General features: G+C 61.2%; 23 protein-coding genes, 1 pseudogene and 1 riboswitch. Of the genes and pseudogenes, 8 read left to right on the top strand and 16 right to left on the bottom strand.

The window, feature by feature from the left end; translation table 11 throughout:
• Positions 1–25: 25 nt before the first annotated feature.
• The 7 genes from thiS to ACTG2J_RS01925 all read right to left on the bottom strand — a co-directional run bounded on the left by thiS (position 26) and on the right by ACTG2J_RS01925 (position 7,990).
• Entirely contained in the window at positions 26–232 is a 207-nt protein-coding gene (gene thiS, locus ACTG2J_RS01955; protein WP_439989071.1) for a sulfur carrier protein ThiS, read from the bottom strand.
• Positions 229–1,023, bottom strand: coding sequence for a HesA/MoeB/ThiF family protein (locus ACTG2J_RS01950; protein WP_439989073.1), 795 nt, complete (start codon positions 1,021–1,023; stop codon positions 229–231). The genes thiS and ACTG2J_RS01950 overlap by 4 nt, the downstream gene beginning before the upstream one ends.
• The gene (thiE, locus tag ACTG2J_RS01945) at positions 1,013–2,620 is read right to left on the bottom strand and encodes a thiamine phosphate synthase (RefSeq protein ID WP_439989074.1); all 1,608 of its coding nucleotides are present in this window, start codon (positions 2,618–2,620) and stop codon (positions 1,013–1,015) included. The genes ACTG2J_RS01950 and thiE overlap by 11 nt, the downstream gene beginning before the upstream one ends.
• Entirely contained in the window at positions 2,617–4,608 is a 1,992-nt protein-coding gene (thiC, locus tag ACTG2J_RS01940; RefSeq protein WP_439989075.1) for a phosphomethylpyrimidine synthase ThiC, read from the bottom strand. The genes thiE and thiC overlap by 4 nt, the downstream gene beginning before the upstream one ends.
• Positions 4,609–4,887: 279 nt before the next feature.
• A riboswitch (TPP riboswitch) is annotated at positions 4,888–5,000 on the bottom strand.
• A 271-nt stretch (positions 5,001–5,271) separates the two neighbouring features.
• Positions 5,272–6,735, bottom strand: a complete 1,464-nt coding sequence (gene aerA / locus ACTG2J_RS01935) for an aerolysin AerA (protein WP_439997895.1) — start codon at positions 6,733–6,735, stop codon at positions 5,272–5,274.
• Between the two features lie 260 nt (positions 6,736–6,995).
• The gene (locus ACTG2J_RS01930) at positions 6,996–7,481 is read right to left on the bottom strand and encodes a hypothetical protein (protein ID WP_201992870.1); all 486 of its coding nucleotides are present in this window, start codon (positions 7,479–7,481) and stop codon (positions 6,996–6,998) included.
• 86 nt (positions 7,482–7,567) lie between these two features.
• Positions 7,568–7,990, bottom strand: a complete 423-nt coding sequence (locus ACTG2J_RS01925; protein WP_005340092.1) for a hypothetical protein — start codon at positions 7,988–7,990, stop codon at positions 7,568–7,570.
• A gap of 88 nt (positions 7,991–8,078) precedes the next feature.
• On the opposite strand from ACTG2J_RS01925, the gene ACTG2J_RS01920 reads away from it, so the two are divergent.
• Positions 8,079–8,747 carry a response regulator transcription factor gene (locus ACTG2J_RS01920; protein WP_111900303.1) on the top strand — a complete coding sequence of 223 codons (669 nt, stop codon included), beginning with the start codon at positions 8,079–8,081 and terminating at the stop codon, positions 8,745–8,747.
• Positions 8,744–9,988, top strand: coding sequence for a sensor histidine kinase (locus tag ACTG2J_RS01915; protein ID WP_113740391.1), 1,245 nt, complete (start codon positions 8,744–8,746; stop codon positions 9,986–9,988). Before ACTG2J_RS01920 ends, ACTG2J_RS01915 begins: the two co-directional genes overlap by 4 nt.
• 95 nt (positions 9,989–10,083) lie before the next feature.
• Here the strand turns inward: ACTG2J_RS01915 and rimK are convergent, their stop codons facing one another.
• Together rimK and metH are read right to left on the bottom strand one after the other, a co-directional pair.
• The gene (gene rimK, locus ACTG2J_RS01910; RefSeq protein WP_005340088.1) at positions 10,084–10,980 is read right to left on the bottom strand and encodes a 30S ribosomal protein S6--L-glutamate ligase; all 897 of its coding nucleotides are present in this window, start codon (positions 10,978–10,980) and stop codon (positions 10,084–10,086) included.
• Between the two features lie 231 nt (positions 10,981–11,211).
• Complete coding sequence (gene metH, locus ACTG2J_RS01905; RefSeq protein WP_439997894.1) at positions 11,212–14,907, bottom strand: methionine synthase; 3,696 nt, start codon at positions 14,905–14,907, stop codon at positions 11,212–11,214.
• Positions 14,908–15,123: 216 nt separating this feature from the next.
• Between metH and ACTG2J_RS01900 the strand changes: the two genes are divergently transcribed.
• Both ACTG2J_RS01900 and ACTG2J_RS01895 read left to right on the top strand, forming a co-directional pair.
• The gene (locus ACTG2J_RS01900) at positions 15,124–16,401 is read left to right on the top strand and encodes a cation:proton antiporter (RefSeq protein WP_021231596.1); all 1,278 of its coding nucleotides are present in this window, start codon (positions 15,124–15,126) and stop codon (positions 16,399–16,401) included.
• 501 nt (positions 16,402–16,902) lie between these two features.
• Complete coding sequence (locus tag ACTG2J_RS01895; RefSeq protein ID WP_005340085.1) at positions 16,903–17,079, top strand: hypothetical protein; 177 nt, start codon at positions 16,903–16,905, stop codon at positions 17,077–17,079.
• A 156-nt stretch (positions 17,080–17,235) separates the two neighbouring features.
• On the opposite strand, the gene ACTG2J_RS01890 is transcribed toward ACTG2J_RS01895, so the two are convergent.
• Both ACTG2J_RS01890 and ACTG2J_RS01885 read right to left on the bottom strand, forming a co-directional pair.
• Entirely contained in the window at positions 17,236–17,733 is a 498-nt protein-coding gene (locus ACTG2J_RS01890) for a GNAT family N-acetyltransferase (protein WP_107682222.1), read from the bottom strand.
• Positions 17,734–17,861: 128 nt separating this feature from the next.
• Positions 17,862–18,682 (bottom strand): annotated as a pseudogene (locus ACTG2J_RS01885) (HDOD domain-containing protein).
• A 169-nt stretch (positions 18,683–18,851) separates the two neighbouring features.
• On the opposite strand from ACTG2J_RS01885, the gene ACTG2J_RS01880 reads away from it, so the two are divergent.
• On the top strand, positions 18,852–19,118 hold the full coding sequence (locus ACTG2J_RS01880) for a hypothetical protein (protein ID WP_005348674.1): 267 nt from the start codon (positions 18,852–18,854) through the stop codon (positions 19,116–19,118).
• A gap of 72 nt (positions 19,119–19,190) precedes the next feature.
• Here ACTG2J_RS01880 and aphA read toward each other — a convergent pair whose 3' ends face one another.
• Complete coding sequence (gene aphA, locus ACTG2J_RS01875; RefSeq protein WP_113740388.1) at positions 19,191–19,910, bottom strand: acid phosphatase AphA; 720 nt, start codon at positions 19,908–19,910, stop codon at positions 19,191–19,193.
• A gap of 106 nt (positions 19,911–20,016) precedes the next feature.
• The gene (locus ACTG2J_RS01870; RefSeq protein ID WP_113740387.1) at positions 20,017–20,691 is read right to left on the bottom strand and encodes an ATP-binding protein; all 675 of its coding nucleotides are present in this window, start codon (positions 20,689–20,691) and stop codon (positions 20,017–20,019) included.
• A gap of 166 nt (positions 20,692–20,857) precedes the next feature.
• Here ACTG2J_RS01870 and ACTG2J_RS01865 point away from each other — a divergent pair, with 166 nt between their 5' ends.
• From ACTG2J_RS01865 to ACTG2J_RS01855, 3 genes are all read left to right on the top strand, one after another.
• Positions 20,858–22,177, top strand: a complete 1,320-nt coding sequence (locus ACTG2J_RS01865) for an MFS transporter (protein WP_047434708.1) — start codon at positions 20,858–20,860, stop codon at positions 22,175–22,177.
• Positions 22,178–22,315: 138 nt separating this feature from the next.
• Positions 22,316–23,038, top strand: coding sequence for a MarC family NAAT transporter (locus ACTG2J_RS01860; protein WP_005348656.1), 723 nt, complete (start codon positions 22,316–22,318; stop codon positions 23,036–23,038).
• A gap of 159 nt (positions 23,039–23,197) precedes the next feature.
• Positions 23,198–23,401 (top strand): hypothetical protein, encoded by a 204-nt coding sequence (locus tag ACTG2J_RS01855; RefSeq protein WP_005340062.1) that lies wholly within the window; start codon positions 23,198–23,200, stop codon positions 23,399–23,401.
• Between the two features lie 131 nt (positions 23,402–23,532).
• Here the strand turns inward: ACTG2J_RS01855 and tldD are convergent, their stop codons facing one another.
• From tldD to ACTG2J_RS01840, 3 genes are all read right to left on the bottom strand, one after another.
• Positions 23,533–24,981 (bottom strand): metalloprotease TldD, encoded by a 1,449-nt coding sequence (tldD, locus tag ACTG2J_RS01850; RefSeq protein WP_439997116.1) that lies wholly within the window; start codon positions 24,979–24,981, stop codon positions 23,533–23,535.
• A 133-nt stretch (positions 24,982–25,114) separates the two neighbouring features.
• The gene (locus tag ACTG2J_RS01845; protein ID WP_113740386.1) at positions 25,115–25,921 is read right to left on the bottom strand and encodes a carbon-nitrogen hydrolase family protein; all 807 of its coding nucleotides are present in this window, start codon (positions 25,919–25,921) and stop codon (positions 25,115–25,117) included.
• A gap of 42 nt (positions 25,922–25,963) precedes the next feature.
• The gene (locus tag ACTG2J_RS01840) at positions 25,964–26,284 is read right to left on the bottom strand and encodes a Dabb family protein (protein ID WP_113740385.1); all 321 of its coding nucleotides are present in this window, start codon (positions 26,282–26,284) and stop codon (positions 25,964–25,966) included.
• Positions 26,285–26,296: the final 12 nt, after the last annotated feature.

The raw sequence follows: 26,296 nt of genomic DNA, 5'->3' as shown, positions 1-26,296 counted from the left end.
AAGATGGGGCTGTGAGCATCATGGGTCAGCCTCCCGCAATGGCGGTAAAGAGGTGAAGTTCATCTCCGTCATTGAGACAGGTCTCGGCCCAGCGGCCACGGGGCAGCACGGCGCCGTTGAGGGCCACCGCTACGCCCTGTGGATTAACGTCTTGCGCCACCAGCAGGTCGGCCACGCTCTGCCCTGCCGCCAGCGGCTGGGCTTTATCGTTGAGTCGAATGGTCAAGGTCATGGGGTGATCTCCTTATCGTGTGTCGGGCATCGGCGCTGTCCGCAAACCGGGCAATCGGGATCGGGGGCCAGAGTGAGGGTCTGCCACTGATGGGTCAAAGCATCGAAGCGGCGCAGTGTGCCGGCGACCGGGCTTGGCATCCCGAGCAGCAGTTTCAGTGCCTCCAGCGCCTGCAAAGAGCCCATCACCCCGACCAGCGGGCCGGTGACGCCGCTGGTCTCGCAGCTCTGACTCACCTTGGTATCCAGCGGATAGAGGCAGGCGTAGCAGGCGTGCTCACTGCTGGTGCGCGCCATCAGCTGCCCCTGCCAACCCACTGCGGCGGCGGAGATCCAGGGCTTGCCCTGAGCCACGCAGGCGGCGTTGATGGCCTGGCGGGTGGCGAGGTTGTCGCAGCAGTCGATCACCAGATCTACCTCGGCCACAAACTCCGGCAGGCTGGCGGCATCGAGCCGCTGGTTGATGGCGATCAGCTCCACCAGCGGGTTGTGGGCCGCCAAGCGCTCGCGGGCCAGCTCCGCCTTGGAGTGGTTGACTGCCTCGCTATCGAACAGGATCTGGCGCGGCAGATTGCTGGAATCGACCGTATCGCCATCGGCCAGCCACAAGGTGCCCACCCCGGCCCCGGCGAGATAGAGGGCGAGCGGCGAGCCGAGCCCCCCGAGGCCGACGATCAGCACGGATTTATCCCTGAGCCGTGCCTGACCGGCCTCCCCCACTTCCGCCAGCATCAGCTGACGGCCGTATCGCAGATACTCTTTGTCACTAAGAGACGCCTCATCAGAGCGCATGTTCTGCCTCCCGTATAACGGTGGCCGAGCGTGGCTCATCCCCTGCCCCCACGGCCGCGAGCAGCCGTTCGGTCGCCCCCTGCCAGTCGTCGCTGGCAGTGATGGCCGAGACCAGCGCGATACTGCCGACCCCGCTTGCCTTGACCGCCGCCACCCGCTCCTCGCTGATGCCGCCGATGGCCACCGTCGGCCACTCCGCCATCAGGGCGTGGTAGCGATGCAGCCGCACCAGCCCCTGCGGGCGCGAAGGCATCGCCTTGGTGTTGGTCGGGAAGATATGACCCAGCGCAATATAGGAGGGCGCCAGCTCGCGGGCCCGCATCAGCTCGAAGTAGCCGTGGGTGGAGATGCCAAGGCGCAGTCCGGCGGCCTGAATGGCGGCGAGATCGGCGGTTTCCATATCCTCCTGCCCCAGATGCACGCCCCAGGCGCCCGCCTCGATGGCCTGTTGCCAGTAGTCGTTGATAAAGAGCCGCGCCCCATGGCGGCGACCAAGCTCTACCGCATCGCGAATGGCCGGTGCCACCTGAGCGGCGGGCAGATTCTTGATCCGCAGCTGAATGGTCTTGACCCCCTGCCCCAGCAGGCGGCGCAGCCACTTGACCGAATCGACCACCGGATAGAGACCGAGGTTGTGTTCAGTCGGCGCGAAGGGGCCCTGCGGCAGGCGGGCGCTGCTTGTCTCATAAAGGCCGAAACGACGATCGAGCATTGAGCCCGCCAGCACGGCACGGGGGAAGTGGGCCAGATCGGCTGGCCAGCCGAGATGGGCGATGGGCCCCGGGCCGGCCCCCACTCCCTGCGCCGCCGCCAGCCCCTGTTGCAGGTAGGCACGCGCCAGGGTGATGGCGTCCTCTACCGGATAGTCCTGCGCCACCACGGCGGCAATGGCGCTGGCGTAGCAGCAACCGGTGCCGTGACCGTGGCGGGTATCGAGGCGCGGCGCGGCGAGCCAGAATTCGCGGGTCTCATCCTGGTAGTAGTCCAGACACAGCTCCCCGCTCCACTCAAGATGGCCCCCCTTCACCAGCACGGCGCGGGCGCCGAGTTCGCGCAGGCGGCGGGCGGCGAGGCGCACCAGCACAGGGCTGGTCGCGGGAATGCCGGTCAGGGCTTCCAGTTCGGGGCTGTTGGGGGTGATGAGTGACAGACGCGGCAGCAGCTGTTCGCGCACCGCCTCCAGCATATTGGGCTCCGCCATCGGGGTACCGCTGCTGGCGATGGCCACCGGGTCGTAGACCACGAAGGGGGCCTTGATGGCCGCCAGTCGACGGGCCAGCACCTCCACATGGAGCCGGGTCGGCAGCAGGCCAATCTTGATGGCGGCGGGCGGCAGATCGACGCCGAGGGCGTCGATCTGGGCGGTGAAGGTCTGCATCAGCACGGGGTCGACCATCTTCACCGCCACCGAGTTCTGGGCAGTGATGGCGGAGATGACGGAGCAGCCGTGCACGCCGAGGTCGTGCAATGTGTGCAAGTCGGCCTGAATGCCGGCACCGCCGCCGGAGTCGGAACCGGCGATGGTCCAGACCACAGGTAGCGAGTCCGTCATGGGCAACAGATCGGCGGGGCTGACAGCCCCGCTTGCGCTGCTCACGCCTCCTCCCCTGCGGCCTGTTTCAGCGCCGCCGCCTGATGATAGATCTCGCCACCGGTCTCCTTGAAGGTTTCCGCCATGCGGGCCATGCCGCTCTCCACCTGAGCCACCACCTGCTCCTGCTGGCCGTCCATGCCGACCAGCTTGATCTCAACGGCTTCAAGCTTCGCCGCATAGTCACGCACGTCCTGGGTGATCTTCATGGAGCAGAACTTGGGCCCGCACATGGAGCAGAAGTGAGCCACCTTGCCGGACTCCTGCGGTAGGGTCTCGTCGTGATAGGCGCGGGCAGTGTCGGGGTCGAGGGCCAGATTGAACTGATCCTCCCAGCGGAACTCGAAGCGCGCCTTGGACATGGCGTTGTCGCGGATCTGGGCACCCGGATGACCCTTGGCCAGATCGGCGGCGTGGGCGGCGATCTTGTAGGTAATCAGCCCCTGTTTCACATCCTCCTTGTTGGGCAGGCCCAGGTGTTCCTTGGGGGTCACGTAGCAGAGCATGGCGCAGCCGTACCAGCCGATGAGCGCCGCACCGATGCCGGAGGTGAAGTGATCGTAACCCGGTGCGATGTCGGTAGTGAGCGGGCCCAGGGTGTAGAACGGTGCTTCGTGGCAATGCTCCAGCTGCTCAGTCATGTTGCGCTCGATCATGTGCATCGGCACGTGACCCGGCCCCTCGATCATCACCTGCACGTCGTACTCCCACGCGATTTTGGTCAGCTCACCCAGGGTGCGCAGCTCGGCGAACTGGGCCTCGTCGTTGGCGTCATAGACGGAGCCCGGACGCAGACCGTCGCCCAGCGACAGCGCCACGTCATAGGCGGCGCAAATCTCGCAGATTTCGCGGAAGTGCTGGTAGAGGAAGTTCTCCTTGTGGTGGGAGAGGCACCACTTGGCCATGATGCTGCCGCCGCGCGAAACGATGCCGGTGAGGCGCTTGGCGGTCATCGGCACGAAGCGCAGCAGGACGCCGGCATGGATGGTGAAGTAGTCCACCCCCTGCTCGGCCTGCTCCAGCAGGGTGTCGCGGAACAGCTCCCAGGTGAGGTCTTCGGCAATGCCGTTGGTCTTCTCCAGCGCCTGATAGATGGGCACGGTACCGATGGGCACCGGGCTATTGCGCAGGATCCACTCGCGGGTCTCGTGGATGTAGCGGCCAGTGGAGAGATCCATCACGGTGTCGGCGCCCCAGCGGGTGGACCAGACCAGCTTCTCTACCTCCTCCTCAATGCTGGAGGTGACCGCCGAGTTGCCGATGTTGGCGTTGATCTTCACCAAGAAGTTGCGGCCGATGATCATGGGCTCCGCTTCCGGGTGGTTGATGTTGCTGGGGATGATGGCGCGACCGGCCGCCACCTCATCGCGCACAAACTCGGGGGTGATGTTCTGGGGCAAACGGGCACCAAAATCGCGGCCCGGATGCTGGGTACGCAACAGTTCAGAGCGCACCCGCTCGCGGCCCATGTTCTCGCGAATGGCGATAAATTCCATCTCGGGGGTGACGATACCGGCGCGGGCGTAGTGGAGCTGGGTGACCCGGCGACCCGGCTTGGCGCGGCGCGGCTTGGGCAAGTGCTCGAAGCGCAGGTGATCCAGCCCCTCGTCGGCCAGACGCTCCTGGGTGAAGGTGGAGCTGAGCCCCGGCAGTTCGTCGGTGTCATCCCGCTCCAGCACCCAGTTTTCCCGCAGGCGCGGCAGGCCACGGCGCACGTCGATGGCGACCCCCTCCTCCCCGTAACGGCCAGAGGTGTCATAGACCGGCACCGGCTCGTTGGGCTCGAACTTGGGATCTTCTTTGGTGCCGCCGACGAAGGTGTCGGCCAGCTGGATCTCCCGCAGGGGAACACGAATATCGGGGCGGGAGCCTTCGATAAAAATGCGACGGGAGTTGGGGTGAGCCATCCCCTTGAGGCTGTCGATAAAGGCCTGAGCGCTGGAGCGCAGCTCGCGACGGCTGGATTTGGTGGTATCAGATACAGAAGTAGACATAGCAAAACTCACATTAACTGGTTGAAGTTATGGGTATTTGCTTGTCTGGAGTTCGAGGAGAAGATGAACTTGCGGCGGGGTGTTTATCTCAGGAGGGAGTGCGCGCGGGATGGATCTCCGCGCTGCTGTTCTGCCGCTTCCCGCTCTCTGCACGCTGTGGGCAAGGCGCCCCACGTGCTGGACAACCGGACGGGACAGACTCCCTCCTGTGCGCCCTGACCCATCAGGGTTACCCCTTCGATGAGCGGAAGAGGCTTGTTCCTCCTCCGGCGCGGTAACCCGCAAGTTACCCTTGTTCCCTTCGCAGGTTTTAACCTGATCAGGTTCCACGGATCCCGAATTAACGGTCTCAGCTTCGCGTCGTTCGACGGTCAGCACTCCGACAAGATGGCGCCAGTATAAGGGGGAAAATCTAAAGCACAAGCCGTTAACAATCTGGCCAACACGCCTCTTTCAACAAATGAGTGAACAATGCCTCGCTCACGGGGCCACCCCAAACAGAGGTCAAACCTGCCTTGGCATCACCTTGGCAAGCCATAGCTTCCCGCAGTGATCATTCAGGGAGAAGAGGAGAAAAAGAGGGAAAATCGAGGGACGCAGGGCAAATGCATCGTCTTGCGCGGAACAGAAACAGGCCCCTGTGAAAGGGGCCTGCGAGTGAGGTTATTGAACCGGAACTATGGTCAGGGATACGTTGCCAAACCCTTCGTTGGCAAGGGCCTCCTGATCCAGATCCACACCAGTCAGAGCCACACCTTCAGCAGAGGCGTTACGCAACTGAGCAGAGGCCGCGGAACGGGTCTGGGGCTGACCGATTTCGATATCGCCGGCAAACTGGCTCTCGGCATAGAAGTCACCGGTCACTGCCGAACGGATCGGGCGCAGCACACGACCCAGGTTATTCTGCATGGTCGACAAACCATACTCGCTGATGGTCCAGTTCCAGTCCCACCACTTCACTTCACCCGGGATATAACGCTTGTCCCACTGGTAGCGGATGCTGCTCGCCTTGTCGCGGAACGGGCCGACGGCAAAGGTGTGCTCCCAGGTGGGGCGATTCTCCGGATGGGTATACCAGGCATTGCCGCCCCAACGCAGGAAGCCCCTCATGGTCAGGTCATAATTGACCTCGGCCTTGAACTCGTAGGGGTAGGAGATGTTGGACTTGTAGAGGGCAACCCGCACCGGCAGGCTGGAGTGAGGTGGCACCGTGGGGCGCGCTTCAACCGAGACAGTCTCGGTGGTCGAGCCCCCGTGTTGGGAAGCCCAGCTCTGGCTCGCGGCGATCTCTATGGCCAGTTCGGTTTCCCCCACCAGCGGCCACTGAAACTTGTTCTTGGTGGTCACCTTCTCGCTCAGGCTGTAGGTGTCGGTCTTCGACCAGTTGGTGGCCTTGTCGTACTTCAGGGTCACCACCACCTGCTGGGGCAGATCCGTGTAGTTGGTCGCATTGGCCGTGATGGTCTTGACCAGCTGCTTGCCGCTCTCGGTGACCTGACCATGGCTGAAGGAGTCGGGTTCCAGGGTATATGAGAAGTTGCTTACCTTGATGGAACTCTTCTCCCCACAACGATATCCGGAGCAGCCGCCGTCATTATTTCCCTTTATCAGCCAGCCATCGCCAACCCGGGTAACATCCATATCTTCCCCGACATAGGGGCTATGATTTCCACCCACCCAGGCGTATCCCAAATAATGGGCGAGATAACTGACTGGCTTGATAAAATAATCATTGTCGTGGACAAGCCGCCATTGCACATCGACCTCATCACCCGCCGGAATATTCCAGTCAGAGAGTGTTGGTATTTCTCCGGAAACCGGTGAATTGGGATAGCACCAGGTTTCTCCGGCAGTGCCCTGTTTGATTTCACCATTATATCCCGGCCCCATAATCACCCAGCGATCAGCCAGCCCGGTTATCTGCCACTGCCCCATGCGGCTGACCAGATTACCCTTGATACTCATGGCTTCATCGCGGGTCAGAGGACGGTAACCACTGGCACAGACGCCCGTGCCAAGGCCCGCCCACTTGACCTGATCAGGGTAGACAGGTTCAGCCGCCTGCACCTGAGCGAGCATCAATGAAGACGCCAAAAACGCCAGATTGGCGGTAATTATTCTATTCATCATTTATCCCTCTTTCAGACATACGATAATTGTTATTGTGTAGAAATATCCTTTTTCATTTGACAGGTATGGACTCCGACAAAACCTGACACAAATAAAATAAACCACCAAAAAACATCCATGACAAACAAAATAATGGTGATACAGGAAAATAATTAGAGCGATGACTTTATTGAGGAATAAATCATAAATATTGTGGCAGCCATTATTTAATGGCTGCCACAATATGGTGAAGCTATATTAAATAAGAAGATGCTGAATTACTCTCCCGGATTGATCACTTCAATTCCCTGCAATATTCCATCCACCGAACGGATCAATACCAGCTCGCTCCCGGCATGCAGGTCGGCGGCCGAACCGTTGACCCAGCGCACCTGCGGATTGAGTCGCACAGTGCCCAGGGTGGCCAGCGTGAGCTGCCGATCATCGAAGGATTGCAGGCGATCTTGCGCCCGCTGCCAGGGCTGATTGGCCAGCGGAGCTCTGGCGGCCAGCAGCTCAATCCGGGTGGCAACGCCGTCAGCCACCAGCAGAGCGAGCTGGTCGCCGGGTTTGAGTGGCTGCGGCCAAATCTCCCCCTGCCGCCAAACGGCGGCACTGCCCTGCTCCACTTCGGCCCCCTGAAATTGCAGGCGGATGCCGTCGCTGTGCTCCAGCTCCACCAGCCACAATTCGTCGGCTCCCGCCTGCGCCGCCCAGAGCGGTACACCCAGCATCCATGCACACCACTTTCTCGATTGTTCCATCTTCGTTCGTCCCTGAACAAAAAGCCCATGCTGGACAAGCATGGGCTTCATTCGGGAGCATTTCTAATCGGAACGCAGAGATCGGATCAGTCATCCTCGCGGCAGCGGCTCAGGCGCATGCCGTCAAACTTGCACTCCAGCTCGAGCCAGCGCCCTTCAAACGGCGCCAGACTGTTATCCGAGGTGGTGTAGCCCCAGATCCGCCCCCCTTCCACCGGCCCCTCCAGATCCATTTCGTCCTTGTCATCTTCGTCGAGGGCCTCGACCTTGCGCACATAGCGCACGCCGTTCTCCACCACCCCCTTCATCTCGACCCAGGTACCGCCGAGGTCATCCTCGTTGAGCCAATCCTTGAAGCGAGTCTGGTCGTCGATCACGAACGGCATGCCGTTGACCATCAACTGGCCAAGCTGCCAGGTGGTGCGGCCGGTCAGTTTGAATTCGGTCGCCTGTGCGGTGCCAAGTGGCAACAAGATCAGCAACAGGAGGGCGCAGAGAGACTTCTTCATCAGGGATCCTCGGGGTTACACTGGCAAACAGGATGCCGAATCCGGTGTGAAAAGAGCGTGAAACGCTCGCCAACCAGGAGAGCAAAGCATGAAGATTTTGGTAGTGGAAGACAATCCTCAGGTGGCGGAAACCATCATGGATTATCTGGAGCTGGCCGGTCACCGCCTCGATTGTGCCTATCACGGTCAGGCGGCGCTGCAACTGCTGGAGGATCAGCGTTTCGACGTCATCATCATGGATGTGATGATGCCGCGCCTCGATGGCCTCAGCACAGTGGCGCGCCTGCGCGAGCAGGGGATTGCCACTCCCGTACTGTTTCTCACCGCCCGCGACAGCCTGGAAGACAAGCTGGCAGGCTTCAAGGCGGGAGGGGATGACTATCTGGTCAAGCCGTTCGCCATGGAGGAGCTGGAGGTGCGGCTGCAAGCCCTCAGTCTGCGCGGCCCGCGCGGCGATGTGGGGGCCATCAGCTTTGGCGATCTGACGGTCGATGTCGCCAGCGGCCGTGCCACCCGCGCCGGTGAACCCCTCAAGCTCGGCAAGATCCCGTTCCAGATCCTCGCCCTGCTGGCCCGCCGCGCCCCCGCCATCGTCAGCCGTCAGGAGGTGCTCGACACCGTCTGGGGCGATGAGGAGCCCGACTCCGATGCCCTGCGCAGCCATATCTACGCCCTGCGCAACGCGCTCGACAAGCCCTTCCCCACTCCCATGCTGGAGACCCTGCACGGTCAGGGCTATCGACTGGTGAGCGCATGAGCCTGCCGAGCCTGCGCCGCCGCCTGATCATGGCGCTCGGCGGCGCCGGGGTGGTGCTGCTGATCCTGCTCTCTGGCTTGATGCTGGTGGCCGAAGACAAGATGGAGGAGCTGAGCCTGCGCCACTGGCTGGAGGCGGAAGTGACCCGCTACAGCGATGACTGGCTGCGACTCGGCCCGGTGGCGGCCGCCCCGAGCCCCAGACAGTTCTCCAGCTACTGGACCGAGGCAGGCCGCTTGCCCAAGTGGTTGAAGCCCTACCAGACTCCCGGCTTTTTCGAGCATCAGCTGGGCAAGGAGGACAAACACTTTCTGGTGGCCCGTCACCCCTCCGGCGAGGGACTGCTCTATCTGGTCTTCAACGACGACGCCGACGACTACCTAGACCCCTACGAAGACAAGCTGCATCTGGCGACCCGGCTGATCGGGGTGACCCTGCTGCTGGGCTGCCTCGGCTTCGGCATCTGGCTGGTACGCCATATCACAGGGCCGCTGCAACGGCTGCAACAGAGGGTCGCCCACCTCACCCCGGATCAGGCGGATTTCGAGCCCGATGCCCCCTGGCAGGAGCTGCGGGACATCGAGCTGGCGCTGCTGGCCGGCAAGCAGGAGGTGAGTGCAGTGTTCGCCCGCGAGCAGGAGTTCAGCCGCTTCGCCAGCCACGAGCTGCGCACCCCCAACATGGTGATCCAGGGCTCGGCCGCGCTGCTTGGCAAGGTGACAGATCTGCCCGCACCGGCCGCCCGCGCCACCACCCGCATCCGCGCCGCCGCCGACGAGATGGCACTGCTCACCGAGACCTTCCTGCTGCTGGGCCGCAAGGAGGCAGTGGAGCGACCGCTGCAGCAGGTGACCCCGCTGATCCGTCAGGAGCTAGCCCGCCTCGCTCCGCTGTTGCAGCGGGAGGCCCTCGATATCCGGCTTAATCTGGACGAGAGCTGCGAAGTAAACACCCCCCTCTCCCTGCTCGCCATCGCCCTCGGCAACCTGCTGAAAAATGCCCTGAGCTATGCCGAGGGACATATCGACATCGAGCTGTGTGGCCCGGTGCTCACCATCAGCAACCCGACGGCGGCGGCACCGGACCAGATCCTCGGCTACGGCTGTGGCCTCACCATCATCCAGCGCATCTGCGAGAAACTCGGTTGGAAGATCGATACCCGGCTGAAGGACGGAATTTTCAGCGCCCGGCTGGCGATGATCACTGCCGAACAGTTCCCTCTCCCTTTGGGAGAGGGCTAGGGTGAGGGAACTGCGGCACCGCCAACCCACCAGCCAGATAGCAACAAGGCGCCCGAGGGCGCCCTGTTTCTATCTGACAGATGCAAGCCTGAGGCTCACTCCGCCGGTTTGTTCTTGCGGCTCGCCTTGAGTTCGAGGAACTCGATGATCTTGCCGGCCACATCCTTGCCGGAGGCGGCTTCCACCCCTTGCAGGCCGGGGGAGGAGTTGACCTCCAGCACCAGCGGGCCACGGGCGCTACGCAGGATATCGACCCCCGCTACATCCAGCCCCATGATCTTGGCGGCCTGTACGGCGGTCGCGCGCTCTTCCGGGGTGATCTTGATCGCCTCGGCGGTGCCGCCACGGTGCAGGTTGGAGCGAAACTCCCCCGGCTGGGCCTGACGGCGCATGGCGGCAACTACCTTGCCGTTGACCACCAGACAGCGGATATCGGCGCCATTGGCCTCGCGGATATACTCCTGCACCAGAATGTTGTTATTGGTCTGGATAAAGGCCTCGATCACGCTCTCGGCGGCTTTCTGGGTCTCGCAGAGCACCACGCCAATCCCCTGGGTTCCCTCCAGCAGCTTCACCACCAGCGGCGCCCCGCCCACCATGGTGATGAGGTCGGGCACGTCGTGGGTGCTGTGGGCATAGCCGGTGATGGGCAGGCCGATACCGTGGCGGGAGAGCAGCTGCATCGCCCGCAGCTTGTCGCGGGAGCGGCTGATGGCCACCGAGCTGTTGAGGGCCATGGTGTTCATCATCTCGAACTGGCGCAGCACGGCGGTGCCGTAGGCGGTAATGCTGGCACCGATCCGCGGGATCACGGCGTCATAACTTCCCAGCTCCCCACCCTCGTAGTGAATGGATGGGTTGTGGGAAGCGATATTCATATAGCAGCGCAGGGTGTCGAGCACCTCTACCTGATGACCGCGCGCCTGCGCCACCTCGACCAGACGGCGGGTGGAGTAGTTTTTCGGCTCACGGGATAAAATGGCGATCTTCATGACAATTCCGCTAGAAGGCTATGCCTGGGCAGGATGGGGCGGGAGAGTATAAGGTGCCACAGCGCCAAGACAACGCCAATTGTTTATCCTGACAACAAGACAAACCACACCAAACCGCACGCTACCACATCACTGTGACCAACAGGTTAAACGGCGGCTCTGCGCAGGTTGTTCAACCCGAGCAAGGATGCCGCCGTTTCTCGTTAAAGATCAACCGGTGTCACGCGGGAGTCAGTTCAGGTTTGGCCCCAGCCAGCGCTCGGCCTCTGCCAGCGTCATCCCCTTGCGGGCGGCGTAATCTTCCACCTGATCTTGCTGGATCTGCGCCACCGCGAAGTATTTGCTCTCGGGGTGGGAGAAGTACCAGCCCGACACCGCCGCCCCCGGCCACATGGCGTAGGATTCGGTGAGCTGCATGCCGATAGCCTGCTCCACCTCCAGCAGCTCCCAGATGCTCCCCTTCTCGGTGTGCTCCGGGCAGGCCGGATAACCGGGGGCCGGGCGGATGCCCTGATAGTTCTCGCGAATGAGCTCCTCGTTGCTGAGGGCCTCGTCGGGAGCATAACCCCAATGTACCTTGCGCACCTGCTCGTGCAGATACTCGGCAAAGGCTTCGGCCAGACGGTCGCACACCGCCTGAATAAGGATGGCGTTGTAGTCGTCGTGCTGCGCCTTGTAGGCCTTGGCGATGGCCTCCTCACCGATACCGCCGGTCACCGCGAAGGCGCCGATCCAGTCGGGCTTGCCACTCTCTTTCGGCGCCACATAGTCCGCCAGACAGTAGTTGGGGAAGCCCTGCTTCTCGCTCTGCTGGCGCAGGTGATGCAGCATCTTGATGACCTCGGTGCGCGACTCGTCGCTGTAGACCTCGATGCTGTCCCCCACCGCGTTGGCCGGGAACAGGCCGATGATGCCGGCGCAGCGCACGCTCTGATCCTTTTCCAGCTGATCCAGCATGGCGTTGGCATCGGCAAACAGCTTGGTCGCCTCCTCGCCGATGACCTCATCCTCAAGGATTCGCGGATACTTGCCAGCCAGCTCCCAGCTGAGGAAGAACGGCGTCCAGTCGATGTAGGGGCGCAGTACCGAAATGGCCACATCTTCGAACTTCTGCACCCCGAGCTCGCGGGGCTTAGGTGGCTGGTAGCCAACCCAGTCCAGCTGATGCCGGTTGGCGCGGGCGTGGGCCAGACTGACCGGACGGGAGCGCGGCTGCTTGCGGGCATGCTGATCCCGGGCGATCTCGTACTCCTTGTCGATGCGGGCGACAAACGCCTCCTTGAGATCCGGACTAAGCAGGCTCTGGGCCACCCCCACCGCGCGGGAGGCGTTGGAGACATAGACCACAGGCTCCGAGTAGTTCTGCTCGATCTTCACCGCAGTGTGGGCCTTGGAGGTGGTGGCACCGCCGATCAGCAGCGGCAGCTTGAAGCCCTGACGCTCCATCTCCTTGGCCACGTGCACCATCTCGTCCAGCGACGGGGTGATAAGACCCGACAACCCGATGATATCGGCGCCGACCTCCCGCGCAGTCTTGAGAATGGTCTCGCAGGAGACCATGACCCCGAGGTCGACAATCTCGAAGTTGTTGCACTGCAGCACTACCCCGACGATGTTCTTGCCGATGTCGTGCACATCACCCTTGACGGTGGCCAGCACGATTTTGCCATTGCTGGAGCCGCCCGATTTTTCCGCCTCGATATAGGGCTGCAGATAGGCCACCGCCCGCTTCATCACCCGGGCCGATTTCACCACCTGCGGCAGGAACATCTTGCCGGCGCCGAACAGGTCGCCGACCACGTTCATGCCATCCATCAGCGGCCCTTCGATGACGTGCAGCGGCTTCTCGGCACCGGCGCGCGCCTCTTCGGTATCCTCTTCGATAAAGTCGGTGATCCCCTTGACCAGTGCGTGCTCCAGCCGTTTGCCCACCGGCCAGCTGCGCCACTCCTGATCCCGCGGATCCTCAGCCTGTGCACCGGCACCGCGATACTTCTCGGCGATGGCCAGCAGCTCCTCGGTGGCGTTGTCATTGAGGTTGAGCACCACCGCCTCGACCTTCTCTTTCAGCTCCGCCGGAATGTCTTCATAGATGGCGAGCTGACCGGCGTTGACGATCCCCATGTCCATGCCGTTCTTGATGGCGTGGTAGAGGAAGACTGCGTGAATGGCTTCGCGCACCGGCTCGTTGCCGCGAAACGAAAACGAGACGTTGGAGACGCCGCCGGAGATCATGGCGTGGGGCAGGTGCGTCTTGATGTCCTTCACCGCCTCGATGAAGTCCACCGCGTAGTTGTTGTGCTCGTCGATGCCGGTCGCTACCGCGAAGATGTTGGGGTCGAAGATGATGTCTTCCGGCGGGAAACCGACCTGATCCACCAGGATCCGGTAGGCACGCTGGCAGATCTCGAACTTGCGGGCGCGGGTATCGGCCTGCCCCGCTTCATCGAACGCCATCACGATGACGGCGGCGCCGTAGCGGCGCAGCAGTTTCGCCTGCTGAATGAACTTCTCCTCCCCCTCTTTCATGGAGATGGAGTTGACCACCGGCTTGCCCTGCACGCACTTGAGGCCCGCTTCCAGCACCTCCCACTTGGAGGAGTCGATCATCACCGGCACCCGGGCGATATCCGGCTCACCGGCGATGAGGTTCAGGAAGCGCACCATGGCCGCTTCGGCGTCCAGCATCCCCTCGTCCATGTTGATGTCGATGATCTGGGCGCCGTTCTCCACCTGCTGCTTGGCAACATCGAGCGCCTCGTCGTAGAGCCCCTCCTTGATCAGCCGCTTGAACTTGGCCGAACCGGTAACGTTGGTGCGCTCCCCCACGTTCACGAACATGGATTCAGGGGTAATGATCAGCGGCTCAAGACCCGACAGGCGGCAGGCCACCGGCAGCTCGGGCAGCACACGCGGCTTGATGCCCGCCACGGCGTCGGCCATGGCGCGAATATGGGTCGGGGTGGTGCCGCAGCAACCGCCGACCAGGTTGAGGAAGCCGCTTTGGGCCCACTCGCGGATATGCTCTGCCATCTCACCCGCATCGAGGTCGTACTCGCCGAACGCATTGGGCAGACCGGCGTTGGGGTGGGCACTGACATGGGTCTCGCTGATGCGAGACAGCTCCTCCACATACTGGCGCAGCTCATCGGGCCCAAGCGCACAGTTGAGGCCGAACGAAACGGGTTTGACGTGGCGCAACGAATGGTAGAAGGCTTCGGTGGTCTGGCCGGAGAGGGTACGGCCGGAGGCATCGGTAATGGTGCCGGAGATCATCACCGGCAGGCTGTAGCCCAGCGCCTCGAACACCCCTTCCACCGCGAAGGCGGCGGCCTTGGCGTTGAGGGTATCGAAGATGGTCTCGATCAGGATGATGTCGGCGCCCCCCTCGATCAGGGCGTGGGTCGATTCGGTATAGGCGGCCACCAGCTGGTCATAGGTGACGTTGCGCTTGCCGGGATCATTCACATCCGGCGAGATGGAGGCGGTGCGGTTGGTGGGGCCCAACACCCCTGCTACAAAACGCGGCTTGGCGGGATCTTTTGCCGTCCACTCGTCTGCCACGGCGCGGGCCAGACGGGCGGCTTCCCGGTTGATCTCGGCCGAGAACTCTTCCATCTCGTAATCGGCCATGGCGATGCGAGTGGCGTTGAAGGTGTTGGTCTCGAGAATGTCGGCCCCGGCAGCGCAATACTGCTCGTGGATCTCGCGGATCACCGCCGGACGGGTCAGCACCAGCAGATCGTTGTTGCCCTTGATGTCGGTATGCCAGTCGGCAAACCGCTCACCCCGATAATCCGCTTCCCCCAGCTTGTAGCCCTGGATCATGGTGCCCATGGCCCCGTCGATGATCAGGATCCGCTCCCTGAGGCAGGCTTCCAGCTTCTTTGTTACGTCCGACTGCTTGCTCGGCTCTCTGCTCGACATTACGTTCGACACCGCGTGTTCCTCTTACATCCATGCAACTGCGTAAACAGCATCCTAACAGCAAACAAATAAAATGGAAATCTAGCCGTCTATCAGTCCAAATGCGCCACCATATACTCATTTATGGGTAATGAGTAACATAGGGCCCGAGAGTAACCTATGCCCGTCCTGCATAGGGATACGTGCTTGCTGTCTACCAACGAGAAAAAAATAACTATGAGCGTCTACTACACACTCTGTTTTCTGGCAGCGTTGGCGATTTTTATCGCCTTTGCCAACCAGTATGTTGTGAAGATCCAGACCACCATCGCCATTACTGCGGGCTCTATGCTGATCTCCGCACTGCTGGTGCTGTTTGGCAAACTGGGCTGGTTCAACCTGGAACCTCTTGCCGTCAAGACCATGGAGAGCATCGACTTCCAGAACTTCCTGCTGAAGGGGATTCTGGGCTTCCTGTTGTTCGCCGGTGGCCTTGGCATCAACCTCAAGGCGCTGCGTAGCCAGAAGTGGGAGATCACCATTCTGGCCATCATTGCCACCCTGCTCTCCACCTTCCTCATCGGCTACGGCTTCTGGTTTATCGCCAAGCTGCTGGGCTGGGAGTTGCCGCTGGTCTACTGCATGCTGTTCGGCGCGCTGATCTCCCCCACTGACCCGATTGCCGTACTGGCTATCGTCAAGAAGATGAAAGCGCCACCCCAGATCGCCATCCAGATCGAAGGGGAATCCCTGTTCAACGATGGTGTTGGCCTCGTCATCTTCGCTACCGTGTTTGCCGTCGCCTTTGGCGGTGTCGAGCCCACCTTCGGTAGCGTGGCCGGTCTGTTCCTGCACGAAGCCCTCGGTGGCATCCTGTTCGGCGCCGTGCTGGGCCTTATCGCCCACGTGATGATCAGCGCCACCGATGACGGTTCATTGGAGCTGCTGCTGACCCTCTGCATCCCGACCGCCGGTTTTGCCTTTGCCAACATGATCGGCGTCTCTGGCGCACTGGCCATGGTGGTCACCGGCATCATGATCGGCAACTGGACCCGTCACTCCGGCTTCTCCGAGCAGAGCAGCCATCACCTGGATCACTTCTGGGAGTTGATGGACCAGTTCCTCAACGCCCTGCTGTTCCTGCTGATCGGTCTGGCGCTGGTACTGCTGGATCTCGCCTGGCGTGACTGGATCCTGCTGGTCATTGCGGTGCCGCTCTGCCTGGGTGCCCGCTTTATCAGCGTGTCGCTGCCCTATGTGGCTTTCCGCCGATTCCGCAATTACAACACCTTCTCGGTGCGGATCCTCACCTGGGGTGGCCTGCGCGGTGGCCTGGCGATGGCGATGGCACTGGCACTCCCCTCCGGCGTCATGATGATCCCGGAACATGGCGTCGACCTGCGTCAGGTCATCCTGGTGATGACCTACTCGGTGGTGATGTTCTCCATCGTGGTGCAAGGCATGACCATCACCCCGATGATCACGGCTGCCAAGAAGGCCTGTGGCGACTACTGAGTCGGCCCACTGTGCTGATTGCAGAATGAGAGAGGGCTCCCGTCAGGAGCCCTCTTGTTATGGCGGATAGTTGCGAATATTTGCTGCTGATAGCGTCTTGATTACACAGAGGAAAAGCGTACTGACTTCAACATCGGCAAATTATTGTTTGTTTTTTATTCATTTCGAGGAGAGAATGCGCGTCGGCTAGTTAATCAGCCCTGTTTATGTTCGCAATGCTTCAACGTTAGATGAATCCTGCCAGTACACACATAACCTCCCTCTGATTTACTCGCCTTGAGAACCGTCAGGCTGTCTGCCTGCGTTGCCCGGCTCTCACGGTGCAGATCCGATCTGCCCACCCAATTTGATTTATGCATCAGCATATTCCTTGAAAGTGCAGACGCCCCTTAACCGGGCTGGGTATTCCTGCGCGCTTGTCGTTCACCCAATCGACCGCGCCCATTGACCTGACATTTGCCAATACAAGGAGCAAACACCTAATTTATATAGAGAAATACCATGATGAAAGCAGTACAAACACACAAGCCCCTGCGTCGCAGCAAACCCATCAACCTGCCTGTGCAAGAGCACGACAATGATGCGTTTCTGATCCAGTTCAGCACCCGCTTCAGCGGCGGTTTCGCCATCTCCTGTGATGGTATCGCTGGCGAGTTCTCCATCGAAGACCTCAACTGATCCTGCCTGCCCTCCGGCAGCGCCCGATGCAGATAGGCCGCAACTCACGGCGGCCTCTTTGCTTATCCCCCTCCGCCTTTAGCCAGCTCCAGTCTCTTGCTTGTCACTCAGCCTGACCGCTACCTCGCCATTCGCTTTTCAGCTCTCTGACCTTGATCACTGCTCCAGCAGCAGGCACTCATCGGCATCTTCGCTCAGCTTGACCAGCCGACTGCGCACCAGCCCCAGCTTGGCCAGCAGGCCGATGGATCGCTCGTTGCCCGGAGTGACGATGGCAACTACCTGCCCAATCCCCAACCGGCTTTTGCCATCGGCAAGGGCGGCCTGCGCCGCTTCAATAGCGTAGCCCTGACCGCGATATTGCGGCAGGAAGGCGTAACCGATATCGACCCGCTCCAGGGTGTCGCGCTTGATCAGACCGCAGATACCGAGGCTGGCACCGTCCTCCTTGCGCTCCACCAGATAGAGTCCGTGACCATAACGGGCATAGCTGACCGCCGGCCCCTGCTGGATATACTCCTGCGCCTGCTCCAGGGTGCGAATGCCCCGATCACCGATGTAACGATAAAAGTCGCCGTCATTGAGCAGCTCAAGGATGAAGGGGGCATCGGTGGCGATCATTTCGCGCAGGATCAGGCGGGAGGAGGCAATCATGGCAAGGGCTCTCAAACGGAAAGTGAAGGGCAAAGAGTGCCCCGTCACTCCCGGGCTGGCAAGCCTGTGGCACCATCGGCCATAAAAAAGGGGCCATATTGGCCCCTGATGAGATGGGATAAACGGGCTCAGGCAGCCAGTAACCCGGCGTAGCCATTACCCTGTTCGCGCAGCGCAGTAAACTGGGCGGCGCAATCGGCCCAGCTCAGCCCCAGCGCGTCTGCCACCTTGTGGGGCCACTCGGGTGGCGCCTCTTCACCCACATCGGATTGTGCTGCCAGTACGATCGCCAGATGGATCAACCCTGCCTCGGCGGAGAACTCCTTGGCCAGCATGGGGTTGTAGTGATACTCCACCGCATTGCTGATGGTCTCGGGGAACTTCCAGTAGCGTGCCATGGCCGCCCCGACCTGGGCATAGTTGAAGCCGACCACCAGCTCTTCCGCCTTGGCCCGTCCCTTGTGCAGCTCCAGATCGTGAATGTGGTGGACGGTGTTTTCCGGCAGGCCTACGTGCATCACCAAGCGGCCAAGATCGTAGAGCAGGGCGCAGGTAAAGACCTCATCCCCCTTCATCCCCTTCTTCACCGCCAGACGACGGGCCAGCTCGGCCACGTTGAAGACGCAACCCCAGAAATGTTTGAGGTCAATGCCGGGCACCGCAGTGACCGATTCGGTGAGCCCGCAGGCCAGCACCATGTTGCGCACCATCGCCATCCAAGCCGCACCGCGGCCTCATTGACGGTGCCGATCTGACGGCTGCTGCCGAATTTGGCCGAGTTGGCCAGACGCAGCAGCTTGGCGGAGATGACAGGGTCCTTGTTGATCAACTTGCTGATCTTGAGCAGATCCGGATCCTTTTCATTGAAGGTCTGGATCAAATCGCGCATCACTTCCGGGATCTGGGGCAGTAGCTTGGGCTCGGCCAGCAGGGAATCTATCGTGGGCATAGGCGTGTCCATCCATGTTATCTGTGTTCCAACCTGTTTGCCTTGGCAAACTCCTCCTAATTATGGGTAACAAATGGCCTCCCCATCGGATTGTTTATTCGCTGGTCATTCAAGGTGTTAGTCACATTCAGGCTATACTGGCCGCCACATTCACTGTTGCGGATATCCCATGAACGACACTCAGGAATTTTTTGATGAAGACGCGCTGCTGGAGATGGTGGAGAACCAGCTCAACGACGGTCACCCGCCCCATGTGAAGGCGACCCTGATGCGGCTGGTAATGAAGGGCACCCCGCGAGAAGAGGCGCTGCAATATATCGCCTGCGCCCTCGGTGCCGAGCTGATGGCGATGGAGGCAGATCAGGGCCCCTTCAATCTGACCCGTTACGGCGAGTTCCTCGACAGCCTGCCCGAGATGCCGTGGGCAGACGACTGACCCGAGCTGGATGACGGATGCAAAAAGGGCGGGTGCCAATGGCCCCGCCCTTTTGCATGGATCCGCTCCGGATCAGAACTGGGAGTTGACGATCACCTCTTCCCCCAGCGCCCCTGCCAACGGCAGTGGCCGATAGCTGGAGTTGGCGGCCCGCAGCAGACGAATGCCGCGAATGCCGACCTCCTGCGCCGCCTTGATATCCCCATCGGCGTCGCCGTAGAACAGCTTCATCTGCTTATCCTTGAGCCACTGCACCTTGGTGTTCTGACCCGGCTGATCACCCGCGAAGATCACCGGATTGAGCTGGTCGGCCGGAATATTCATGGTCTGCTGCAAGGTCTGGCTCACTGTTTCGGTCTTGGTGGCCGAGCGGCCGGTGACGAAATAGATGTGGTCTCCGCGTTTGAGGTGCATGGCGATGAGCGCCTTGCCCACCTCTTTCGGCATGCTGAACGCATCCCAGCCATTGTTCATCTTCTCCCAGAAGGCAGGGTTCTTCAGGTAGCTCTCGTCGTTGGGGGAGAACTCCTGCTTGCCGCGATAAAAACCCGGGCTGGAGAAGAGCAGGGTATCGTCGATATCAAACCCGACCGCCATCGGGGGCAGGCCATCCAGACTCTTGGCAATCTGCTCCACCGATACCCAGTGGATCGGCGCCTGCTGGGCCAGAGTGACGGTGGTGACACCGGCAGGGATCGGCTGAACGGTAGCAGCTTGACCCGCGACTGCAGGCAGAGAGAGGGCGGCAGCCAGCAAGGAGGCAAGCAGCGCCGGACGAGAGACGTGTTTCATAAGGCAGGTTGTCATCTTGAATCAAAAGAGGGGGCCAATAGTGCCCCCATCCTACCTCTCAAATCTGTGAATGCTCCTGCAAAAGGGAGCATTTGACGCCCGATAATTAATCCTTGATTGGCAGCAGATCGGTAAAGACAAAGCCGTCGCGCACCACTGTCTCGCCGACCCGAATGCCGAGCGGACGGGAGAACATGGGGCCATCATAGGCCAGGGTGTGAAACTCGCCGTTCTCGCCGCATGGGTCAACGCCCTCTGGCAGCGCCGCCAGCAGTGCCTCGTCAAAATTGTGCCCCCCCAGGCTGGCATCCAGCTTGTTCGGGTCGAGAGCACTGATCCGCGCCTTCAACCCAGCGGCCACCATCTGCGGTGCCAGTTCACGGGTATTGCTGCCCCACAGCGGGAACAGTGGTTCGATGCCGGTACCTGCCAGCTGCTTTTCACGGTAGGCGCGCACATCCTCAAGAAACAAGTCGCCAAAGGCCATATGGCGGATCCCCTGTGCCACCACATCGGCGATAAAGCCGGTCATGATGCGGGCGTAATCCTCGTTGCTGCAGGGCCAGGGCAGATCGATGGTGATGAGGGGCAGCCCGACGCAGGCGGCCTGCTCGGTCAACAGCTGCTTGCGCACCCCGTGCATCGCCACCCGCTCGAATGCCTGATTGAGGGTGGTAAACAGCCCCACCACCTCGATGGCGGGATCTTGCCGCAACTGATGCAGTGCCCATGCGCAATCCTTGCCGCTGCTCCAGGAGAGCAGTACCCGTTTCTTTTCCATCATTCCTCCGCCAGCGGGGCACTCGGATTGCCCCAAAAAGATGCAAGACAGTGTTGCGAATTGCGCGATTTACACACAAGAGGCAGGCAGCATACTCTCGATCACCTGTATATGCCCCTTGTCCGGGGTGACAATAACTAAAAAAACCGATGGGAAACATACGGATATGACCACAAGCACACAACAGCACGATCACGCCCGCCCCCTCAATCGACAGGATTACAAAACCCTGAGCCTGGCTGCCCTCGGCGGCGCGCTGGAGTTTTACGACTTCATCATCTTCGTCTTCTTCGCCGTGGTCATCGGCGAGCTGTTCTTCCCGGCAGATATTCCCGAGTGGCTGCGCCAGTTCCAGACCTTCGGCATCTTCGCAGCCGGTTATCTGGCCCGCCCGCTTGGCGGCATCATCATGGCACACTTTGGCGATCTCATCGGTCGCAAGCGGATGTTCACCCTCAGCATCATCATGATGGCGCTGCCGACCCTGTTGATCGGTCTGCTGCCCACCTATGCGGTGCTCGGTATCGGCGCCCCCATCGCCCTGCTGGGACTGCGGATCCTGCAAGGCGCCGCCATCGGCGGTGAAGTGCCGGGCGCCTGGGTGTTTGTCGCCGAGCACGTCCCTGCCCGTCGAGTCGGGGTCGCCTGCGGCACGCTCACGGCGGGATTGACGGCCGGCATCCTGCTTGGCTCCCTCATCGCCACTGCGGTCAACAAGAGCCTGACACCAGCCGAAGTGAGCGAGTGGGGCTGGCGAGTGCCCTTCCTGCTGGGCGGTATCTTCGGCATCGTCGCCATGTACCTGCGTCGCTGGTTGCACGAGACCCCGGTCTTCGCCGAGATGAAAGCCAACAAGACCCTGGCCGATGAGCTCCCCCTCAAGTCGGTACTGCGCAACCACAAGAGCAGCGTGGTGGTCTCCATGCTGCTCACCTGGCTGCTCTCCGCCGGTATCGTGGTGGTGATCCTGATGACCCCCACCTATCTGCAGAAGGTCTATGGCATCAGCCCGGCTGACGCCCTGACCGCCAACTCGCTGGCGATCGTTGCCCTGACCCTCGGCTGCATCGTCTATGGCCGACTGATCGACCTGCTGGGCAGCGGTCTCACCTTCATGTTCGGCTCCCTGCTGCTGGCGGGCTCCAGCTACGCCTTCTATCACGGTCTGGCGGCCGGTACGAGCCAGCTGGTGCCGCTCTATATGCTGGCAGGCTTTGCGGTCGGGATTGTCGGCGCCGTGCCTTACGTGATGGTCAACGCCTTCCCGCCGGTGGTGCGCTTCTCCGGTCTGTCGTTCTCCTACAACGTGGCCTACGCCATCTTCGGCGGCCTCACCCCGATGGCGGTGACCCTCTGGATGAAGAGCGACATGCTGGCCCCCTCCCACTATGTGGTGAGCCTGTCGGTGCTGGGTTTCGCCATCGGTCTCTGGCTCTGGTTCCAGCAACGGGCCATCCGGCAGCAGCAAGCGCCGCAAGCGGCCTGACCCGAACAACAAGCCCCGGTATCTGCCGGGGCTTTTTTGTACTGCTTATGTTCAGTTTCGCCAGCATAAGATAGCCTCCCTCTGGGGCCTGCCACCCGCATCGCCCCATGGCTCCCAACTCTTTATCCGAGGCTCAAGATGTTCTTTCAGGTCGTATTACTCACCTTGCTGGCGCTGCTGCCCATGGTCAACCCGCCCACCACGGCCACCCTGCTGCTGGGACTGAGCAAGGGGATGTCGCGCGAACACGTGCGCCGTCAGGTCAATCTGGCTGCCATCTATCTGTTCTGCACCCTCTGCATCACCTTCTTTATCGGATCCTCGATCCTGGATCTGTTCGGGATCTCCATTCCGGGCTTGCGCCTGGCCGGTGGCCTCATCATCGGCTTTATCGGCTTTCGCATGCTGTTCCCCGCCCCCAGCCAGCAGAGCGGGGTCGATATAAACCAGAGCATTGCCTTCGTACCGCTCACCATGCCCAGTATGTGCGGGCCGGGCACCATGGCGCTGGTAATAAGCGGAGCAGCCCAGATTGCCGAGCTGCCTGACGAGTACAACCGCCTCACCATCTACGCCGGTGTGGTAACGGCGTTTGCCCTGATGAGCCTGATCAGCTGGGGAGTATTGAAGCTGGCGGATCCGGTCTGCAAGATCCTGGGCGCCACCGGCATCGATGCCATGACCCGTATCATGGGCTTCCTGCTGGTCTGCATGGGTATGCAGTTTTGCATCAACGGCATCAAGGAAGTGGCACAGGATCCGGTATTCCACGGCGGCCAGACCGTGCAAACCGCACCGGCGCTCCCAAAGGCTTCCGGCACGTTTGATCAGTTGCCGCAAAAGCCCACCGGCTCTGATTGAAAACGGTATCAAAAAGTCCCTGACGATCTGCACTGATCTTGTTCCTGATCATGTTATTGACACACAAATGAGTTAGTTTGTTTTTCATACAGACTTTATTCAGATGGACGCTGATAGGTTTGTTGATGAATACCCACTCAACTTCAGGAGAGTATGCAGATGGACAAGATGCTGACCGAAATAGGGAGCCATAGCCTGTTTCACGAGTACCTGAACGTGGTTGGGATTGCGAGCCCATCCCTCGCCAAGATCGAGCAACGCTGGGAATATAAAGATCAAGAGCAGCTGGTAGCCAAAATCCAGATCGACAAACAGGGTAACGCTCGCTATTTCATCGACGCCCGCGCCATATCCGTCAACTGATACCGAATAACCCGCCAGCCCCGGTCCAACGACCGGGGCTTTTTGTTGCCTGTGGTTCCCTGAATAGCAAAACCCCGGCAAGAGCCGGGGTTTGAATGCGTCGGGTTACGCTGCTGCGCGGCTAACCCAACCTACGAAGTGCCACCTACGGTGAGCTGATCCAGTTTAAGGGTAGGTTGGCCGACACCGACCGGCACGCTCTGCCCCTCCTTGCCGCAGATGCCAACCCCGCGATCCAGCGCAAGATCGCTGCCCACCATGGAGACCTGGCTCATCGCCTCAGGGCCGTTGCCGATCAGGGTCGCGCCCTTGATGGGAGCGGTGATCTTGCCATCCTCGATGAGGTAAGCCTCGGAGGCAGAGAAGACAAACTTGCCGGAGGTGATGTCCACCTGACCGCCGCCGAAGTTGGGGGCATAGATCCCCTTCTTCACCGAGGCGATGATCTCGGCCGGATCATACTGACCCGCCAGCATATAGGTGTTGGTCATGCGTGGCATCGGCATGGCGGCGTAGGATTCGCGGCGCCCGTTGCCGGTGAGCGGTACCCCCATCAGACGGGCGTTCTGCTTGTCCTGCAGGTAACCCTTGAGAATGCCGTTCTCGATCAGCACGTTATAACCACCCGGTGTGCCCTCGTCATCGATGGAGACGGAGCCGCGCCGACCCGGCAGGGTGCCATCATCGACGATGGTACAGTGCTTGGAGGCCACCTGCTCGCCGATGCGGCCAGCAAATGCGGAAGATCCCTTGCGGTTGAAATCCCCCTCCAGACCGTGGCCCACCGCCTCGTGCAGCAGCACGCCGGGCCAGCCGGAGCCCAGCACCACCGGCATGGTGCCTGCTGGCGCGTCGATGGCTTCCAGATTGACCAGTGCCTGACGCACCGCTTCACGCACATAGCCAAAGGCGCGGCTCTCCAGCCCGTCCAGTTCGAGGAACCAGTCGTAACCAAAGCGGCCACCGCCACCGGCACTGCCACGCTCGCGGCGATCGCCCTTCTCGGCGATCACGGTCACAGACAGCCGCACCAGCGGACGCACATCCGCGGCCAGGGTGCCGTCGGTGGCGGCCACCAGCACCTCTTCGTAGACGCCGCTGATGGAGGCCATCACCTGATTGATTGCGGGATCCAGACTTCTGGCGAACTTGTCCATCTGCTCCAGCAGGGCGATCTTCTGATGCTTGTCGAGGGTCTGCAGCGGATCCATGGCCGGATAGAGCAGGTTCGCTTCGGTGCGCGCCCACGCCTTCACCTTGCCGTGAGCACCGGCTGCGGCGATGCCGCGAGCGGCAGTCACCGACTGTTGCAGCGCCAGCAGGCTCAGCTCGTCCGAGTAGGCGAAGCCAGTCTTCTCGCCGCTGACGGCGCGCACCCCGACCCCCTGATCGATGTTGTAGCTGCCATCCTTGACGATGCCATCTTCCAGCATCCAGGACTCGTGCCAGCTGCGCTGGAAATAGAGATCGCCGAACTCCACCTGATGGCTTATCAGGCTGCCGAGCAGCTGCTGCAGGCGCCCTTCGTCGAGGTCATTCGGGGCCAACAGGGAGGCACTAACCTGGCTCAATAGACTCAATCTTTTTCTCCACTCTCGTAACGAGCTGTTTTAAATCGTCTTGCCGACGGGTTGGCAACAAGCCGCACCATCACAACAAACGGGCATGCTCCAGCACGGGCAAACGGCTGCGTTTCAATTTTTCACCACACCATCAGAGCAAACGGGCGTGTTGCAGCACTGGCATGGTACATTTCAATTCATCGATAAGCCCGGGCTCCATCTGCGCCAGCACAGTGCCGCGCCCAGACTCTTTGCTCGCCAGCACCCGACCCCAGGGGTCGATCACCATGCTGTGGCCCCAGGTCTGGCGCCCTGTCTCATGAGTACCGCCCTGATTGGCAGCGACTACGTAGCACTGGTTTTCGATGGCGCGGGCCCGCAGCAGCGGCTCCCAGTGCGCCTCGCCGGTCACGGCGGTAAAGGCGGCAGGCACCAGCAGCACGCGGGCACCAGCACGGGCCAACTGGCGGTAGAGCTCGGGAAAGCGCAGATCATAACAGATCGAGAGGCCGAGGGGACCAAAGGGAGAGTCCACCAACACAGGCGCCTCCCCCGGGCTGAAGGTCTCCGACTCACGGTAGCGACCGTGATTGTCCGCCACATCCACGTCGAACAGGTGGATCTTGTGGTAGTGGCCCCTGAGCTCACCGCTTGGGTCAAACACCAGCGAGCTGGTATGGATATGGTCGGAACCTGCGATGGTGGTCGGCATAGCCCCGGCCACCAGCCAGATGCCATAATCGCGGGCCCATTCAGCCAGTTGCTGCTGGATCGGGCCCTCACCTATGGCCTCGGCCCCATCCAGATAACCCTGCCGTTCGCCAAACAGGGCGAAGTTCTCCGGCAGCAGCACCAGCAGCGGCCGCTCTTTGGGCAAGGCCGCCAGTTCGGCGGCGATCTGCTCCCGGTTATCCTGCCAGTGACGGCCAGATACCAGCTGTATTGCGGCTAACCACATGACGTTCTCCTTGTCGCTTGCCTTGCCTTGTAGATTGGACCATCAGACGGTGACAGCATCCCCCGCCTGCAGGGTGTAATCCAGCACTATGATGCGCTCCAGCAACGGACGGAAGATGGCCTTGAGGGCATCGTGATCAGGATGGGGCAGATAGCGTTGGCGAGCCGCTTCGTCGGCGAAGGTCATCAGTACGCTGTGGGTAAAGCCACCATCCCTCCCCTCCGGGCTGTCATTCTCCCCCCACTCTACGGCGGTCACGCCGCTGACCTGATGGGGAATGGCGAGAAAAGCGTTACGCACCGCATCTATCTGGGCAGGCTGGGTGCCCGGCTTGAAGGCGATCAGCAGGATATGTCGGATCATGGCTCACTCCTT

The sequence above is a fragment of the Aeromonas sp. 6P genome (assembly GCF_051919525.1).
In the GTDB taxonomy this organism is placed as follows: Bacteria; Pseudomonadota; Gammaproteobacteria; order Enterobacterales; family Aeromonadaceae; genus Aeromonas; species Aeromonas veronii.
Note: the sequence above shows the minus strand (reverse complement) of the source record. Positions and strands in the feature narration are given on the sequence as shown.